General features: G+C 36.8%; 18 protein-coding genes. 10 read left to right on the top strand and 8 right to left on the bottom strand.

Annotation, left to right across the window (positions count from 1 at the left end; all coding sequences use genetic code 11):
• Window positions 1–25 precede the first annotated feature (25 nt).
• The 5 genes from GJV03_RS04165 to GJV03_RS04145 all read right to left on the bottom strand — a co-directional run bounded on the left by GJV03_RS04165 (window position 26) and on the right by GJV03_RS04145 (window position 4,294).
• Entirely contained in the window at window positions 26–838 is an 813-nt protein-coding gene (locus GJV03_RS04165) for a tetratricopeptide repeat protein (RefSeq protein WP_154129528.1), read from the bottom strand.
• A gap of 222 nt (window positions 839–1,060) precedes the next feature.
• The gene (locus GJV03_RS04160; protein ID WP_004819173.1) at window positions 1,061–1,768 is read right to left on the bottom strand and encodes a DsbC family protein; all 708 of its coding nucleotides are present in this window, start codon (window positions 1,766–1,768) and stop codon (window positions 1,061–1,063) included.
• 101 nt (window positions 1,769–1,869) lie between these two features.
• Complete coding sequence (locus GJV03_RS04155) at window positions 1,870–3,609, bottom strand: DKNYY domain-containing protein (protein ID WP_154129527.1); 1,740 nt, start codon at window positions 3,607–3,609, stop codon at window positions 1,870–1,872.
• 110 nt (window positions 3,610–3,719) lie between these two features.
• On the bottom strand, window positions 3,720–4,040 hold the full coding sequence (locus GJV03_RS04150; protein WP_004722986.1) for a hypothetical protein: 321 nt from the start codon (window positions 4,038–4,040) through the stop codon (window positions 3,720–3,722).
• Window positions 4,037–4,294: a hypothetical protein gene (locus GJV03_RS04145; protein WP_004722985.1), complete on the bottom strand. Its 258-nt coding sequence runs from the start codon at window positions 4,292–4,294 to the stop codon at window positions 4,037–4,039. The genes GJV03_RS04150 and GJV03_RS04145 overlap by 4 nt, the downstream gene beginning before the upstream one ends.
• A 176-nt stretch (window positions 4,295–4,470) precedes the next feature.
• Between GJV03_RS04145 and GJV03_RS04140 the strand changes: the two genes are divergently transcribed.
• A complete protein-coding gene (locus GJV03_RS04140) occupies window positions 4,471–4,716 on the top strand; it encodes a hypothetical protein (RefSeq protein ID WP_004722984.1) in 246 nt (81 codons plus the stop codon).
• Between the two features lie 363 nt (window positions 4,717–5,079).
• A complete protein-coding gene (locus GJV03_RS04135; protein WP_154129526.1) occupies window positions 5,080–6,264 on the top strand; it encodes a glucose/sorbosone dehydrogenase in 1,185 nt (394 codons plus the stop codon).
• Window positions 6,265–6,514: 250 nt separating this feature from the next.
• Here the strand turns inward: GJV03_RS04135 and GJV03_RS04130 are convergent, their stop codons facing one another.
• A complete protein-coding gene (locus tag GJV03_RS04130; protein ID WP_004819185.1) occupies window positions 6,515–7,237 on the bottom strand; it encodes a folate-binding protein YgfZ in 723 nt (240 codons plus the stop codon).
• Between the two features lie 238 nt (window positions 7,238–7,475).
• Between GJV03_RS04130 and acnD the strand changes: the two genes are divergently transcribed.
• The 8 genes from acnD to GJV03_RS04095 all read left to right on the top strand — a co-directional run bounded on the left by acnD (window position 7,476) and on the right by GJV03_RS04095 (window position 14,989).
• Window positions 7,476–10,082, top strand: coding sequence for a Fe/S-dependent 2-methylisocitrate dehydratase AcnD (gene acnD / locus GJV03_RS04125; protein WP_154129525.1), 2,607 nt, complete (start codon window positions 7,476–7,478; stop codon window positions 10,080–10,082).
• Between the two features lie 151 nt (window positions 10,083–10,233).
• Window positions 10,234–10,386, top strand: coding sequence for a hypothetical protein (locus GJV03_RS21395; protein WP_004722970.1), 153 nt, complete (start codon window positions 10,234–10,236; stop codon window positions 10,384–10,386).
• A gap of 170 nt (window positions 10,387–10,556) precedes the next feature.
• Window positions 10,557–10,691, top strand: coding sequence for a hypothetical protein (locus GJV03_RS04120; RefSeq protein WP_004722968.1), 135 nt, complete (start codon window positions 10,557–10,559; stop codon window positions 10,689–10,691).
• Window positions 10,692–10,817: 126 nt separating this feature from the next.
• Entirely contained in the window at window positions 10,818–11,393 is a 576-nt protein-coding gene (locus tag GJV03_RS04115; protein ID WP_154129524.1) for a DUF4126 domain-containing protein, read from the top strand.
• Window positions 11,394–11,685: 292 nt separating this feature from the next.
• Window positions 11,686–11,889: a hypothetical protein gene (locus GJV03_RS04110; protein WP_154129523.1), complete on the top strand. Its 204-nt coding sequence runs from the start codon at window positions 11,686–11,688 to the stop codon at window positions 11,887–11,889.
• Window positions 11,890–12,280: 391 nt separating this feature from the next.
• Window positions 12,281–12,730, top strand: a complete 450-nt coding sequence (locus GJV03_RS04105; protein ID WP_154129522.1) for a hypothetical protein — start codon at window positions 12,281–12,283, stop codon at window positions 12,728–12,730.
• 249 nt (window positions 12,731–12,979) lie between these two features.
• On the top strand, window positions 12,980–13,447 hold the full coding sequence (locus GJV03_RS04100) for a hypothetical protein (RefSeq protein ID WP_154129521.1): 468 nt from the start codon (window positions 12,980–12,982) through the stop codon (window positions 13,445–13,447).
• Window positions 13,448–14,140: 693 nt separating this feature from the next.
• A complete protein-coding gene (locus tag GJV03_RS04095; RefSeq protein WP_154129520.1) occupies window positions 14,141–14,989 on the top strand; it encodes a GGDEF domain-containing protein in 849 nt (282 codons plus the stop codon).
• 156 nt (window positions 14,990–15,145) lie between these two features.
• Here GJV03_RS04095 and GJV03_RS04090 read toward each other — a convergent pair whose 3' ends face one another.
• Together GJV03_RS04090 and GJV03_RS04085 are read right to left on the bottom strand one after the other, a co-directional pair.
• Window positions 15,146–15,679, bottom strand: a complete 534-nt coding sequence (locus GJV03_RS04090; protein ID WP_154129519.1) for a GTP-binding protein — start codon at window positions 15,677–15,679, stop codon at window positions 15,146–15,148.
• Window positions 15,680–15,693: 14 nt separating this feature from the next.
• Complete coding sequence (locus GJV03_RS04085) at window positions 15,694–16,665, bottom strand: hypothetical protein (protein ID WP_154129518.1); 972 nt, start codon at window positions 16,663–16,665, stop codon at window positions 15,694–15,696.
• Between the last annotated feature and the right edge of the window lie 121 nt (window positions 16,666–16,786).

Here is a 16,786-nt window from a genome sequence, read left to right as displayed (position 1 = left end):
GCGAGAGTATTTTTTTAAGTGTTGCTTATTTTTTTGCTGGTGCTGCGGGAGCAGGTGTTTTGCCTTTTTCAGCAATCAGTTTGTTTACAACATCCAAAGACTCTTTTGCCTTAGGCACATTATTTTTAGCCAGTTCTGAGAAAATCTTTTGTGCTTCTGGCAGATTTTGATCAATGATATTGCCATTGGTCAGCATATTTCCGACAGCCATTAATGCTGGGATATATCCTTTTTTAGCTAAATCTTGGATTGATTTTAAACCTTGATTGACTGCTGCTGCATTCTTCTTCTTTAAACCATCGGTGATGTCATACAGCGCTTTCGCATGAATCGCAGGTGCAAAATCCTTTTTCACTAAAGGGTCAAGTTTTTGTAAGCCAAGCTTGTCAGATGCGGGTTTGCCTTCAGCAAATAATAAAACCGCAAGTTCCACTGTAGCATCATCAAATCCTTGAGCAGAGGACTTTTCTAAGTATTCCCGAACTCTCTTTTCGTCTTTGGCTAAGCCCAATTGACCTACCGCATAGCTTTGCGCCAAGACGTAACTTGCAACAGGATAGCCTTTTGCTGAAGCATCTTGATAATATTTCAAAGCTTTCTTATCGTCTTTGGTTGTGCCTTGTCCCGTTTGGGTTAAATAGCCTAAGTTATATAAGGCTTGAGCATTACCAGCTTTTGCAAGACGTTCAAGTTCTTGATAGGCCGCAGGATAATTTTTTGCTTGAATCAGCTCTTGCGCTTTGACAAATGCAGGGTCAACGTTGCCTTTAGCTGTATCTGCTGCAAATGCAGAAATACATGAAAAGCTGAGCAGTGTAGCGAATAGAATTTTTTTCATTTTGACGATATACCTTGTTTTAATTTCAACATAATTCCATTTATGGTGTGAGAACATTGTTGAGGACGTTTTTATCATAATTTGAAAATTATAAATGTAAACATGCCTATTGTATAAGTTAGTGTATTTAAATTTTAATTTATTTATAAATAAGAAAGAATTAAGGATATTTTAACAACATTAAAGCCTAGAGAAATTTTTTATTCTCTAGGCTGTGGGCTGTTATTTTACTGCTTTGAGGAGTAATTCAATTTCGCCTGCTTCACGTGCGCCTGAAATACGGGTGCCATCTTGTAAGAAGAATGTTGGTGTACCATCGACTTCGAGTGATTTTGCTAAAGCAATATTTTTCTCAATTGGGTTCGTACATGACTTGTTTGAAGTCGGTTGTTTCTTATCAATCAAATAGTCTTCCCACGCTTGGTACTGGTTTTTAGAGCACCAAATTTGCTGTGAAATACTTTCAGCATTTGGATGTAAACGGGTGATTGGGTATAAAAATAAGTAAACTGTTAGGTTGTCGATATTTTTTAATTCTTTTTCAAGATGTTGGCAATATGGACAGTCAGGATCACTAAATACGTAGATTACACGTTCACCTTTACCTTTGACATGCTTAATGGCTTGTTTCAAAGGTAATGATTTTACATCAATACTTTTTAGCGCTTGCATACGTTCTTCGGTCAGGTTTTTTTGTTCTTTAAGATCAATTAAATTGCCGACAAAGAAATATTTTGCTTCTTCATTGGTATAAACAATACGCCCACCCATATAGACTTCATAAACATCTTTAATTGGTGAGTTTTGTACCGATTTCACCTGAATCTCAGGATATTTGGTTTTTAAGTTTTGCTGCAAAGTTTGAATATCTGCATGTGCAGAAGAAAAGGTAAAAAGACCTAAAGTTAGAAGAGATAACCAGATTTTCATGTTAAAGCTCAAAATAATAATGTGGATATTGTGCACTCAATAATGATCAAAAATATATTGAGATCATGTAATTGCCAATGCGATATTTAGTTGGTACCACGCTAACTTCGTATTGTATTCTGGATACCATGGCGTGTTAACTCATTTCTGAGTTGTTGGATATATTGATTTAATTCTACTTGTGAGTCACTCCGTAAACGTAATTGCGTACTAAAATTAAAGATTCTGCTACGTTTGCCATTGCGCTGTAAAATTTGAAAGTGCCCAAGATAACCTCCATTCGCTGTAGTCATACGGGTACTAAATTCAACGCATGTGATCTGATCTAAAGGGTAAGAGGTCATCATCAAGTTACTGACGATCAGTTTATGATTACGTATATAAAATGGGGCAAAATTTAAATTAAACCGTTTAAATATCCACATCAGCATACTAAAAAATGCTACGAAAATGATCGGAATAAACAAGCCCCAATATTTGTCTGAGCGGTTAGTCGTCTCTACTTCGAGTAATTCTACATGTTTGGCTTCAACCATCTTTTGCTCTTCAATCCATTGTCGAATATCGTCAGTGCGTGGTTGAGTTCTCAGTAAATTCTGAATCGTTTGTGGGTCACGAATATGATAAATCGTGGCCTTAACCAGTTGGCTATTTCCCAACTGATCAAAATAGTAAAATGCATTGCCATTTTTCCATACAGTGCCATAGTTGTAATTTACATCTCCAAGTTTTTGCCATGTGGAATGAAGTGGTTCAGCTAATTTTAGAATATGGGTGGATTTGGAAGAGGCTGATCCTTTGTTGCTGCGATATTCACTGGCTTGTAGATAGAGTAGTTGTGAGCCATCAGAAAAAATCAGCGGTGCGATTTCTTTAAATGCTTTGCCTAAAAATGGACTATCACCTGCGCGACGCATTTTTTTCTTATTCAGATCAAAATAATAAATCCCCGTGTCGTTATAAAACAAAGCATGGTTAATGTGATCGCCATGTTCGCTTAAGAGATGATAAGGCGCGTATTGGGGATCAAAGGCAAACTCGTTGACATAGACCATACCATCCACAGGATTGAGCAAATAATATTGGTTATTTAAACCGTCTATTTCAATACTATAAAGTTTTCCATTGTCTTTTAAATCGAGCAGGGTGTTGTTGTAATAGACGTTTTTTCCATCCGCTCGATAGGCATAGTTTCGTTTACCTAAGACAAGTTTGAGTTGGTCTGGATTGGCTCCAGAAAGTAATTTCCCTTGAAAATAGGTGAATGTCCCATTACTTGCCGTATCATTTTCGGAATTAACACGATAAGGCCGGTTGCCTGGTTCAAGTTTAAAATAGGGGTAGAGATAACTTTGTGGTTTTGAACCTAGGGCAAAATTTTGTTGCATGATTTGCCACACTTCTCGAAGCGCCCCTAAATCCTTATTTCGTTCGGTGGAGGGGGAGCAATACCAAGTGTCTTTTCCAGCAGTAAAATAACCATCCCCAATAGTTTTCACCTGTTGAGGTTGCACACCTTTTAGGAGGATATTGCCACAATAAACATGCAGTTTATCTGCACCTAGTTGTCGGTATTGGTAATTATCATTGGGTAAATAAAAACTTTGAACATCTGCATCTGGGATCAAATAATCACCATTGCTGGGTACAGCGGCATAGATTTGGTTATTATATTTTTGAAATATTCCCAGTTTTTCTGTAGTCGCAGTAAAAGGAATCTCATCTGAATTTGAGTCAGAAAATCTAAATATAAAACTAAAGCTGAACAGAACCGCGCATATCACCAAGATAAGCGTGAAGGTTTTAAGGATAGAAAATACTTTTAGTGGATTCTGCATCATTTATTTTATTGTTAAATATTGATCGGGTTGAGCTATGGCAATTTAAGGTTGTTTTGTCATCATTTTGATTATGAATTGGTCATACTGATTGATGGCAACGACTTTAGCATTTAAGGCAAATAGGGTTGCATAGCCTCTGTTAAAATTTCAATTAACTCTTCATCCATATAGTGATAATCGTCTGGAATATCCAACACCATGACTTTTTTATGTTGTAACTGGTTGGGGAATTTCTCTTTGATATTTTGTTTATGTTTTTGCTCCATGACAAAAATCATATCTGCCCAGGCAATATCTTTGACAGAAATACGATGTTTGGCGTGTTTACTTGTTCCAGCGGAACGTGTGGAAATGCCATAGCCCACTGCAAAGACACGCTCGGCAGTGGGACTACGCCATTGGTTACGACTACAAATAAAAAGGGTGTTCAATCAGCAGTCTTCCAAAAATCATATTGTGCTTGTTTTCGTCTTTTAGCAGATGAAATACGTGGATATTCAATTCTTAATTGTTTCGAGCGAGATCTTTTTAACGATCTGTTCCAAAGCAGCTTCCAGTCTTTTTCTGGTTTCCAAAGGCTTGAAGTATGTCTGCAATCTCGACCACGGTGTAAATAATTTACCTTACGTCTCCAAGCGCGATTGCGGTTTATTTCATTTTCAAAATATTGTTGTGTAATGTCCATAGATAAAAACTCATGAGTTGATCGGGTTCAGCAGCCGCGATAACACATGATTGGGCTATTTTATAAGTATTTATCTGGGTAAACAAGCCGAATGATTTTGATAATGTTTATTTAGGGCCATTTTAAAGGCAATGAAAAGAGTATAATTCTGGCTAAATAGAATGTGTGAGTAGACGATGTTTATTAAAGGCATTAGACGTAATTATGACAAAGTCAGCCAAGATGACAGTATTGCTGATGAAGATAAGATAGATGCTTTGTTGATCAAACTGGGTGGTGAGTTTCTTGTCAGTAAGGATGACCGTGTTTATATTTTTGAAAAAGATGGTCAGACGGCCAAGTTTGATGCAAAACATGCACGGGCATTTCACTTTAAAGATTATTTGTGTAAAGACATGAATAAATTATTTCATGGGTTTTAATATCCATTGAAAATTAGTGAACTGTTCAATTGGGCTATAAAAATATTTTAAGCACTTGGATGAGCCCTCTACCGATGTATTAATGGTGATTAGGGCTTTCTAAAGTAATAACTTTTGATGTTGTCATTGTTTATTTTCTTAGTTCTGTTTTTTGATACGCTGCGTGCCGTAGAACTAGAGTCAATGCATTAATCCACTGCAAGGATACTTTCGGAGCTTGGCTAAAAACAGTATAAAACAATGGCTTGTATCTGGATGGTCTTTGTGTTTTTCTAGCAAAATTATTTGACTATATACTCGTGCTTCAAGTTATATAATATAAAAAAGAAGGCTGTTTTTCCTAAGATTAATCGAGACGTATCTATGATGAAAGTACTGTCAATCTTATTCATAAGTTTAGTTTGTTCAATGGGGATTTTAGCTCAACAGCCAAATCTTGTGCCTCAGCAGGTTAACTTAAAAAATGGGAAGCGCTTTTCTTTAAATCTTCCAGCAAATTACGAAATTATTCCAGCGGCTGAGGGCTTAAAGCGAGTTCGTTTTTTTAGCAAAGCTCCTGATGGCAGAATGTTTGTAACAGATATGCATGATTTGACTGATAATAAAAAAGGCATCGTTTATATTTTGGATGAATGGAACCCTGAAACGGGAAAATTCGGCAAAATTATTCCTTATATGACGGGGCTGAAGAACCCTAATTCAGTTCAATTTTATACAGATTCTTCCGGACAAGATTGGTTGTATTTAGCGGAAACTAATCAACTGACCCGACGAAAATTTACCAAAGGTGAAATTAAACCAACCGATAAAGCCGAAGTTTTAGTGACTTTTCCTGACTATGGTTTAAGTTATAAATATGGTGGTTGGCATCTAACGCGAACAATTGCTGTGGGTGGGAACGGAAAAATTTATGTTTCAGTCGGCTCAAGTTGCAATGCTTGTACTGAGAAAGAAAAAGTTCGGGCAACAGTATTAGAAATGAATCCCGATGGTTCGCAACAAAAGATTTTTGCTACAGGTTTACGCAATGCAGTCGGTTTGAAATGGGTTGGTAATTTTTTATTTGCCACCAATCAGGGTGTGGACCATTTGGGTAAAAATAAGCCTGATGAAACTTTTTATGCACTCAAACGTGATGCAGATTATGGTTGGGCTTCATGTTATTCGTCGAATGGTAAAATTTTGGCAGATCCAAAATTTAAACGTCCGTTAGGTTGCAAAAATGTATTGCCTCCTTATGCCTATTTCCCTGCGCATTCATCTGCACTTGGCTTTGATTATTTTGATCATCCCGATACAGATGACACCATCAAAAATTCTTTTTTAGTTGCTTTACATGGTTCTACCGATGCCACGATTGGTCATGGCTATAAAATTGTGATTATGCGTAAAGGGCAAAAACTACAGACGTTTATGGATGGTTTTTTAGTGGGCAAAAATGTCTATGGTCGCCCTTGTGATATTTATCGGGTAGATGAAAATTCATTTTATTTTTCCGATGATAAGAGTGGTGTGATTTATTATGTGAGGCAGAAAGAATCTTCCTAAACTTTGAACTTTTCTAAAATTTTAGGAGTTAGTAAAAAGAGCATGGCTGAGAATACAAAATTCAGGTGAAAGTAAAAATATAAATTGTCGATAAATCTTTGGAAGCAGTACTAGATTAGTAAAGTATTTATCTATGGAAGTGAATCTAAGTAGTTATTATTATTGAAATTATTGTGATTGAATTAATCGTTTAATTCTCTAAATAAACCTACAAGGTTGTAGGTTTATTATTGTAGAAAATTTTGAGAAATTACTGCGGTCTCGCAACATCACCACTTAAGCTTTCAGGCAATGCTAAAACAGTCACGTCTAACTCTTCTAAAGCGTCAGGACGGGCAACCACAAGCGCAATATAACCATTTTCAAATGCTGCACTGTTTACCACTTGAACACCTTTATTCAATTGTTCAGCTTGAGCAGGGGCAGGACCTGTACCTTGAATGACATGTAACCATGCTTTTGGTTTTGCCTTAAACCAGAGGCGTGCAATCACTTCCTGACCAAGGTAACAGCCTTTGTCATAATTGATTCCTTCACGTTGGTGTAAGCGTAATTCTTGTGGTTGAAATACATGTTCAATTGCTTGATTTATATATGCTTGACCAGTTTGAATTGCAGAAATTTCCCATGCTGAAATATCGGTTTCTGTAGCAGAAAAATCAGTCGTTGAACCATTCAATGTTGGAAAAACTTGTCCAGTTTCTTCAAGCTTCATTTTAGAAAAAGCGCCGTATTTTTTAATATGTTTGGCAAATTCTTCGGCTTGATCTTGAGTCGTAACAATCTCTAAATGTTCAGGATTAATTTTTTTAAGCCATAAGCCAAAATGGATACGACCTTTAAGATCACAAATCGCAGTGTATTGGGTGATATTTTCAGCCAAAGCTTCAACGTTTACAGTCACTTGACCTTGTAGAAATTTGATTGCATCAACACCAATCAAGGTAAATGAGGAGAAAGCTAGATCGCTCATGAATTGCTCGCTTATCTTAAATCTAATACTAAAGAATTAATCTTATTTTCCGCTATTTTTCAAAAAAAAGCAGATTTAGTGCAAATATTTTAATGAAGTTGTTACTAAATATTTCAAAAACCCCTATTTTCATATCTAAGCTTATGAAATATAAACGATTTGGGAAATGGGTTTTCGACAGTGTACTATGCCAATCATTAGACACGCAGTACAAAATGATGCAAGAGGCACAAAACTAATGAATAACAACTATCGTAAACCACTGCAAGGTACCCAGCTCGAATACTTCGATGTGCGTCAAGCCGTAGAAGATATCCAGCAAGGCGCATATGCAAAACTTCCATACACTTCAAAAGTATTGGCCGAACAGCTGGTACGCCGTTGTGATCCAGCTATTCTCGAACAGTCTTTAAAAGAACTGATTAATCGTAAACAAGACCATGATTTCCCTTGGTATCCAGCACGTGTGGTATGTCACGACATCCTTGGACAGACGGCATTAGTCGACCTTGCAGGTTTACGTGATGCGATTGCAGATCAAGGCGGTGACCCTGCTAAAGTTAATCCTGTTGTACCAACACAGTTGATCGTTGACCACTCATTGGCGGTGGAATACGGTGGCTTTGATCCAGATGCATTTGAAAAAAACCGTGCTGTAGAAGACCGTCGTAATGAAGACCGTTTTCACTTTATTGAATGGACCAAAACAGCGTTTGAAAATGTCGATGTGATCCCAGCAGGGAATGGCATCATGCACCAAATCAACTTGGAGAAAATGTCTCCAGTGATTCAAAACCGTGAAGGTATCGCATTTCCAGATACTTGTGTCGGTACCGATTCACATACGCCACATACAGATGCGTTGGGTGTAATTTCTATCGGTGTTGGTGGTTTGGAAGCTGAAAATGTCATGCTGGGTCGTGCATCCTGGATGCGTCTTCCAGACATAATCGGTGTGGAATTGGTGGGACAGCGTAAAGCTGGTATCACGGCAACAGATATCGTTTTAGCACTTACAGAATTCTTGCGTAAAGAACGTGTAGTGGGTGCATATTTAGAATTCTTTGGTGAAGGTGCGGACAGTATGTCTGTAGGAGATCGTGCAACGATTTCCAATATGACTCCAGAATATGGCGCAACTGCGGCAATGTTCTATATCGACCAGAACACCATTGATTATTTAACCTTGACTGGTCGTGAATCTGACCAAATCAAATTGGTAGAAAGTTATGCCAAAGAAATTGGTCTTTGGGCATCAGATATGCAACAAGCAGAATACCCTCGGGTACTTCGTTTCGATCTTTCAACCGTAACACGTAATATTGCAGGTCCATCAAACCCACATGCACGTGTATCAACAGCAGATTTAAAAGAGAAAGGCATTGCAGGCATAGTTGAAAACCGTACTGATGGTTTAATGCCTGATGGTGCAATCATTATTGCCGCGATTACCTCTTGTACCAATACCTCAAACCCTCGTAATACCGTTGCTGCGGGTTTGTTGGCACGTAAAGCAAATGAATTGGGCTTAGTACGTAAACCTTGGGTGAAATCATCATTTGCACCAGGTTCTAAAGCTGCTGCACTTTATCTTGAAGAAGCTGGCGTACTGGAAGATTTAGAAAAGCTTGGTTTTGGTATCGTGGCTTATGCATGTACGACGTGTAACGGTATGTCTGGTGCTTTAGATCCAAAAATTCAGCAAGAAATTATTGACCGTGATTTGTATGCGACTGCGGTACTTTCAGGTAATCGTAACTTTGATGGTCGTATCCATCCTTATGCAAAACAAGCATTCTTGGCTTCACCGCCTTTGGTAGTGGCTTATGCAATTGCGGGCACAATTCGTTTTGATATTGAAACGGATTCATTGGGCAATGACAAAGACGGTAATCCAATTTACCTAAAAGACGTTTGGCCATCGGATGCTGAAATTGATGCGCTGGTTAAAGAATCTGTAAAACCTGAACAGTTCCGTAAAGTATATATCCCGATGTTTGATTTGGGTGTGACGGAAAAATCAGAAAGCCCATTATACGATTGGCGCCCGCAAAGTACTTATATCCGCCGTCCGCCGTATTGGGAAGGGGCTTTGGCTGCACCACGTACATTGTCAAATATGCGTCCACTAGCGATCTTGCCTGACAACATTACCACGGATCATTTATCACCATCGAATGCAATTATGATGGATTCGGCAGCAGGTGAATATCTGCATAAAATGGGTGTCCCTGAAGAAGACTTTAACTCGTATGCAACGCATCGTGGTGACCATTTGACCGCGCAACGTGCAACTTTTGCCAACCCAAAACTGTTTAATGAAATGGTGGTTCGTTCTGACGGTACCATCAAGCAAGGTTCTAAAGCGCGTGTTGAGCCAGAAGGCGAAGTGATGCGTATGTGGGAAGCGATTGAGATTTATATGAATCGTAAGCAGCCACTGATCATCATCGCTGGGAAGGATTATGGTCAAGGCTCTAGTCGTGACTGGGCTGCGAAAGGTGTTCGTCTTGCTGGGGTTGAAGCGATTGTGGCAGAAGGCTTTGAACGTATCCACCGTACTAACCTTGTTGGTATGGGCGTGTTACCACTTGAGTTTAAAGCGGGTACTGACCGTAAAACCTTAAAGCTTGATGGTACTGAGCTGTATAGTGTGATTGGTAATATTGCACCACGTACAGACTTAACCTTGGTGATTGAACGTGCCACGGTTGATGGTAAGAATGAAGTGATTGAAGTTCCTGTAACTTGTCGTTTGGATACTGAAGAAGAAGTGCATGTGTATGAAGCGGGTGGGGTATTACAACGCTTTGCACAGGATTTCTTGGAAGGGCAAGTGGCTTGATTGAGTTCTATTCTTTAAATCCTCCCCAACCCTCCTTTGAAAAGGAGGGAGTTCTGCTCTTTTAAAAAGAAGATTAATTGAGGATTAAAAGTAATTGATAGTGTTGTAAAAAAGCCCTACTGTTAAGTGGGGTTTTTATTTGGGGAATAAAATGTCTTTATTACGAAAAACTCAAAGTGATACGGTAAATTCTGATGAATCAATCACAGCTGAGCGCCTTTTAAATGTATTGTCACAGATGCCTGATGATTTTTATGAGGAAGAAAGAACAGATGAGCCATCTCAAGAAAGAGAAGAGCTTTAAATGGTTTACGATACTTAATGATTAAGCAGTAGCTCTCAAAAACAATAAATTTCTCTCTTGAAATCATTTCTTGCAAAAATGACACCATCATTTTTGGAAATAGACAGTAGACATACATCAAAATATGGTTATACTTTATTCACCATTTCTAAAACCTATGGAGAACAAAAATGGTTACTGCTGGCGAAAAACCCGGAACAGGCTTCTATTTTTGTGTCCAATGCGGACATCGCACTTACTTAGAAATTGGTACAGATCGTTTACCCCAGTGTACCAAATGCCTTGGCAATCAATTTAAAAAATAAGATTGCTAAGCCGCACAGATAAAACAGATATTCCCTGTTTTAAGCAAAAGCCCTATCCAGTGATAGGGCTTTTTGTTAATTTAATAATAGTTGAAAAGATAACGAGAAAAAGGCAGATAAATCATTATGGAAACAATCCTGAGTTTATGTATTGGCATTGGTTTAAGTGCCGCCTGCGGTTTTCGTGTATTTGTACCGTTATTGGTGATGAGTGTTGCATCACTGATGGGCTGGTTTGAGCCAATGAGAGGTTTTGAGTGGTTAGCGATACCATCGGTATGTATTGGCTTAGCTGTCGCAACCATTTGTGAAATTGGTGCGTACTATATTCCTTGGGTCGACAATGCTTTAGATACTATTGCCACGCCAGCAGCCATGGTAGCTGGAACATTGACCACCATGGCGGTCAGTACAGGTGAAATGTCACAGTTTGCAAGCTGGGCGGCTGCGATTATCGTTGGTGGTGGTACAGCAACAGCTGTACAAATGGGAACGGTTGCGGTTCGTGGTGTATCTACTGCAACGACAGGTGGAATAGCCAATCCTTTGGTGTCTACAGGTGAGTGGATTGGGGCAATCGTTGTATCGGTATTATCACTTATCGTTCCTGTATTGGTGGTGATTGTTGGCATTATTTTGATGGTGCTAGCGGTTCGCTGGTTAAGAAAGAAAAAACAAGAAAGCGTTGTTCATCCATTGTAGTTAGTGTGTTTTAGCATTTGTGAAACAAGTGTTTATCAAGATTCAAAGAGGATAATGACTCAATTCAATTGGGTTGAGTCATTAAATTGGATTAAGTGTTTTCTGTTTTTTGACATAGAAAGTTGATTCACTTTAAATCGAATACAAAGACAAATTTCCCCCAACAATAAATCAATAAAAGAGAGATTGATTTTTGCACCATAAAGGCATACTTTTATTATGGGATTAATAAAAACATCATCTTTATGGATTTAATCTCAAGGTCTTTTTAAGAGTATTGGGGGAAACTTTTATGATGGACAAGTTCATTATCGATATAAATGCGCAAGCCAATGGTGTATATGAGGTACACAATGCAAGCAAAGCTTGTGAGCATTTACCTAAGGCGGAAAATCAAAATCTACTGGGATTTTTTGCAACTAGTGAGTTGGCAATTAAACGAGCAAAGATGAATTGGCCTCGTGAAAAAATTAAGGGATGTGTTTGCTGTTGTTAAGAAGCTCATAGCCTTTAACCATCACCAATTTTACCTGCAGTTTCATCTTTATGTGGTGGAACTGCATATATTAAAAGGGATAGAGCGTATACCTATTCAATTGAAATGTATATTTTAAACGTCAATTGTTTGAAGTCACGATGAAAGCTTATGCTGACTCATCGTTTTAAAAATAACTGGGGGATTAAAAGTATGCTGATACTTTTTACTGTTTGATATAAAAATAGAAAAATTAATAAAAACTTCATCAATAAATAATCTGATTTTTGTGATGTGTATTTGATAAAAAGTAATAAATTTTAATGATTTAACATAAATATTTGTTTTAAAACAAAAATATAAATGCTATTAATAGCTCATAATATAAACATCACATGGATAGGTGAGAACAATGAGAACGTTCGAGGTCGAGATCAATTTGCCTGCGCAAGATATCGTGTCATTTGAGGCAGAGGACATTGAGCAAATTCGTGCAAAATTTTATGCGATCAATTGGCGTCGTTTATTTCTGACACAGGGACAAGTTGAAAATTCTGATATTTCCTTTGCTGTACAGGACACGGAGACAGAACTTTATTTACATATTCAGTTAAATACACACTCGAGTAAAGCAGACCCTGTTTTTCAGATCGATAGCAATATCCAACTGGTTGTTGAAAGTAAAGAATTTCTGGGGCTTTTAACGCGTAAAAAGAAATATGATGTGGTGTATAAAAACTTAAACCAATCGCAAGTTTCAGAACAGCTCAGCTTATTCCTAAATGGTCAAATCGAAGAGATGACAGAACAATATCGACAATTAATGCATAAAAAAATGCTGCAAGAGCATCGTTTGGCATAACGACTAGAGGTCGACATCTTCTATAAAAAAATAAGGAAGCGTGAGCTTCCTTATTGATCTGTAAAAAAGTAATAAACGGGCTTGATTATTTGACCAATGGATAAAATACACTTAGTACATATAAAAGTTAAATATAGTGAGCGATTATACAATTTACACTTTAAAATCAATGACTAATTTATAAAAATTTGGTTTAAATTGCTATTAATTTCAATGAGTATTGTTACACTACAAATAGATTTTAAAGGTATGCGTTATAAAATAATGAACAATTTTGAAATTCAAATTCAGTATCCTAATCACACAGATGAGCGTGAGATGGAGCATGAGAGCGATTTAGATATTGCTGAGATATTGGCGAAATTTGAAAGTATCAGTTGGCGCCATCAACGTGTTTTACAATTACAACTGGATGGTCGAAATACTATTTTTACAGTGTTGAACCCAGCGTCAGAAGCATTTTTAAAAATTACATTAAATGCTTATGCGAAAAGTGAAGATTTTGAATTTAAGATAGAAAGCAATATCAAATTGATTTTCCCACAACGCGAATTATTTGGCTTGATGACGCGGAAAAATAAAGAAGTATTTGCAATCAAACACAGTACGCTTGAACAGGTAAAAGCCAGTTTAACCGCATTTTTAAATCAGGATACCAAAGGCTTAGAAGATATCTTGCGTGACAGTAAAGCAACTTCACTAAAAGATGCGTCTTAACTCAGCAGATTAAAGCGTGTGCCAATTGAAATAGAGTGACTAAAATGCAAATTTATAAATTAAATTTGCATTTTTTTTAGAATTCATGCAATAAAAAATCATTAAATATGCTTTCTTGGAAAATTTTCTTTATTAAGTGACTTTCGAAGGAAAATTTTCCTAAAAAATAAAAAAATTAATCTATCTTAGGAAAATAATCCCGAGCCGATTTCGTTAATATTTATCTCAAGGATGTAAGGGATCGAAAAGAGTAGATTGCTACCAGTTACGTACAACGTGAGTGTAGTACTTACCCACAAGGTCTCGATTCGGCTTAGGACGCTATAAATCAAAAGTTTATAGGCAATAGGATTAAAACTTACAAAGTTTTAATAGTTGAAGTAAACCAGAGTTGTTTTCCCGCTCATCCTGAAAAATTCGATAAAAATTATACTGTACAATTCCTTTTATTTGATCTAATTAACCTAGCTACAAAGTAATTAAGAAATTATCTATAAGAAGCTAAAAATCATCATACTCAAAACTTTACTTTATTGAATATTTTAACTATAAGTGACTAATGAAGTCTGAATTTTATTATTAAAATTAATTAAAACATAGCTTTAGTTCGGTTTCGTGGTGTTGTTGTTTTTGGTTTTTTATATTCAAGCTGTTTTAAAAGCTTACTGCTATTGGTCAAGGAATGATGTCTAAATGATTAAACAATTGGAGACCTATCTGTTGATGAGTTCGATGGTTGTACGTCGTATTAGTTTGCTTTTTATCATCATCATTTTAGGTGCAATTGATCTGGCGACTGGCTATGAATACTCATTTGCAGTGTTTTATCTGATTCCTGTTTCTATTGCTGCTTGGTATGACAACAAGCATATCGCGATGATTACGGTTATTTTATCGGGGATTACTTGGTTATATGCTGACTATAGTGCAGGGCACCAGTATACAAATTCGATTATCCCTTTCTGGAATGCTTGTGTAAGGCTTGGCTTCTTTAGTGTTGTGGCTTTTTTATTGTTGAGAATAAAAAATAATTTGAATGAAATGACCTTAATGGCAATGAAAGATTCTCTGACATCGCTGAATAATACTCGTGCCTTTAATTTAGAGTATCAGGCACTAAAAAAGCGATATTGCAAAAAAGAACATACCTTAGCTGTCGCTATTATAGATTTAGATGGCTTTAAAGCGGTAAATGATACCTATGGACATAGCAAAGGTGATGATGTTTTAGTCGAGTTCGCTCATGTATTGCAAGCTGCGACACGCCATTCTGATGTGGTTGCTCGTATGGGCGGTGATGAATTTGTAGTGATCTTACAAGATACTGATTTAAAAGGAATCGAGGACTACGCAAAACGACTTAGAAATAGTTTTTTATTTAGTGGCTTAAAACAAAAATTCGGTATTGATTTTAGTATGGGGATTGGTATTTACAATGAATTACCTGACAATATCGATGATGCCACGCATCAGGCAGATCTATTGATGTATCAGTCTAAAGCACAAGGTAAGTCACAAACAACAATTCAGGCAATCTTATAAACAGTAGCCTTACAATCAGTAATAAGGCTAAAGATTTTATTCGTTTATGCTATCAAGTGGATTCGGTTTTATATTCTCATTACTTAAATAACGGCTTTAAATAGCGACTTTTGAGTATCCGAATACGCTTCCAGTAAGCGGATACATACCAATAGCCTATAAATATTTTACTTCTAATGTGGTGATCAAGGTTTCTAAGAGCAATAACACATCAGTTTTCTTGCGTGCATCAATAAAAAATACAGGTAAATTTAGATTGCGTTCCATCAACCATTGACGGTATTGGTGCGTTGGCTTATTCATATCATCATCGATATGGGTGACTCCAATCACAATGTTTTCACCATATTGTTTAAAAATATTAAGGTAATATTCTAGTTCATCTAAGGGCGTTGCTAAGCTATGGTCTATCAGCAAAATCGTACCAATCGCACCTTTGCATATCACGCCCCACATAAAGTCAAAGCGACCTTGTCCAGGTGTACCATACAGTCCAACTTTACTGCCATCATCAAGGGTTACTTCGCCATAATCGATTCCCACCGTTGTGTTTAGTTTTTTATGGCTATGATCATCGGTGTTAAATGCTTCTGTTGCTAATACAGGTACTTCTGATAATGATTTAATCGCTTCAGTTTTACCTGCCCCCATTGAACCTGCAAAAACAATTTTATACTTCTGAATAATCATCGTGTATTTATCCCTTAAAATTTAAATCGACTTTTTAATTTGTTAAAAAAGCTTTTTAAAATTCCTTTTTCTTCCGTTTGCTCAGTATCACTTGATGTTTTATCAAATAGGCTTTCTTTTGCTGAAATCAGTTCAGCGTTATGGATGGCTAAATTCGCAGCAACAAAGTGCTGCACGGTTGTGACTGGGATATTGAGTTTGTCTGAGACGTGTTGAATCTCAGCCCCAGAAATAAAACATGCACTTAGTTGTAACAGTAATTTCTTATCCAGCTCATTGGGTTGAACCCAAAATTTGAGGCGATAATATTTATCAGCTGCAGGTACGGTAATTAAATTGGGATTTTTCCAAATCAGGTTAAATAACCAATTTTCTAAATTGAATTGTCGTTTACGAGAGACTTTTATAAAGTCCGCAGTGACTGCCGCGGTGTAGTGTATCGAGCGATCTGTTTGGTATTCTTCACGGGTAGCTTCTAGCCATGCCAGATGCGCATGATGGTCGATAATCGCAATCGTACCGAGATGATCATTTAATATAACTTTGCGGCTGTCGTGATGGAAAAGCGCTGCAAAAAAATCAATTTCTTTGATTTCAAGTTGATCATCAGCTTCATCATCTGGAATTTGGCTAAGTTCAGATTGTTCTGTTTCAGTCTTATGCAGTAATTTGATATTGACCCAGTTTTTCAGTGTAAATTCGTCATAAATCGGGATGCAGAGTAAATTATCTTCAGCACTTTCTTTATGTTCACTATGTTTTGAAATTTTTAAATAAGGAATATTTTTATTTTGGATAATATTCTGGATATTATTATTTTCAAAAAACTGCTCATTGATCAAAATACAATTTATATTTTGATCTGAAACACTTGTCCAATTTATACCAATGTTGGTTGGTAAAATTTTTCTAAGTCTTATTTTAAGATCGTCAGAGGTGGTTAAACCTAAGCCTGAAATTGCGATATTGATACATTGATTGTTCATAATATCACTTATCTAATATTAAAAAATTAAAGTGTAAACTGTTTTTTAACGGTCGTAGTTAGTTTAAGTTAACGCTAGATTTGTTCTTTTTCCAGTAAAATCATTTTTTTAATGTTTAATT

It is taken from the genome of Acinetobacter sp. RIT698, assembly GCF_009668065.1.
GTDB classification, from domain to species: domain Bacteria; phylum Pseudomonadota; class Gammaproteobacteria; order Pseudomonadales; family Moraxellaceae; genus Acinetobacter; species Acinetobacter guillouiae.
The sequence above is the reverse complement of the archived record's forward strand: the minus strand, read 5'-3'. Positions and strand labels throughout refer to the sequence as shown.

Excerpts from the sequence above, each read along its gene's own strand:
- acnD (WP_154129525.1), top strand. The coding sequence starts at position 7,476 with ATGAATAACAACTATCGTAAACCACTGCAAGGTACCCAGCTCGAATAC.
- GJV03_RS04110 (WP_154129523.1), top strand. The coding sequence starts at position 11,686 with ATGATGGACAAGTTCATTATCGATATAAATGCGCAAGCCAATGGTGTA.
- GJV03_RS04115 (WP_154129524.1), top strand. The coding sequence starts at position 10,818 with ATGGAAACAATCCTGAGTTTATGTATTGGCATTGGTTTAAGTGCCGCC.
- GJV03_RS04090 (WP_154129519.1), bottom strand. The coding sequence starts at position 15,679 with ATGATTATTCAGAAGTATAAAATTGTTTTTGCAGGTTCAATGGGGGCA.
- GJV03_RS04160 (WP_004819173.1), bottom strand. The coding sequence starts at position 1,768 with ATGAAAATCTGGTTATCTCTTCTAACTTTAGGTCTTTTTACCTTTTCT.
- GJV03_RS04165 (WP_154129528.1), bottom strand. The coding sequence starts at position 838 with ATGAAAAAAATTCTATTCGCTACACTGCTCAGCTTTTCATGTATTTCT.
- GJV03_RS21395 (WP_004722970.1), top strand. The coding sequence starts at position 10,234 with ATGTCTTTATTACGAAAAACTCAAAGTGATACGGTAAATTCTGATGAA.
- GJV03_RS04105 (WP_154129522.1), top strand. The coding sequence starts at position 12,281 with ATGAGAACGTTCGAGGTCGAGATCAATTTGCCTGCGCAAGATATCGTG.
- GJV03_RS04120 (WP_004722968.1), top strand. The coding sequence starts at position 10,557 with ATGGTTACTGCTGGCGAAAAACCCGGAACAGGCTTCTATTTTTGTGTC.
- GJV03_RS04085 (WP_154129518.1), bottom strand. The coding sequence starts at position 16,665 with ATGAACAATCAATGTATCAATATCGCAATTTCAGGCTTAGGTTTAACC.
- GJV03_RS04145 (WP_004722985.1), bottom strand. The coding sequence starts at position 4,294 with ATGGACATTACACAACAATATTTTGAAAATGAAATAAACCGCAATCGC.
- GJV03_RS04095 (WP_154129520.1), top strand. The coding sequence starts at position 14,141 with ATGATTAAACAATTGGAGACCTATCTGTTGATGAGTTCGATGGTTGTA.
- GJV03_RS04135 (WP_154129526.1), top strand. The coding sequence starts at position 5,080 with ATGATGAAAGTACTGTCAATCTTATTCATAAGTTTAGTTTGTTCAATG.
- GJV03_RS04155 (WP_154129527.1), bottom strand. The coding sequence starts at position 3,609 with ATGATGCAGAATCCACTAAAAGTATTTTCTATCCTTAAAACCTTCACG.
- GJV03_RS04100 (WP_154129521.1), top strand. The coding sequence starts at position 12,980 with ATGCGTTATAAAATAATGAACAATTTTGAAATTCAAATTCAGTATCCT.
- GJV03_RS04130 (WP_004819185.1), bottom strand. The coding sequence starts at position 7,237 with ATGAGCGATCTAGCTTTCTCCTCATTTACCTTGATTGGTGTTGATGCA.
- GJV03_RS04140 (WP_004722984.1), top strand. The coding sequence starts at position 4,471 with ATGTTTATTAAAGGCATTAGACGTAATTATGACAAAGTCAGCCAAGAT.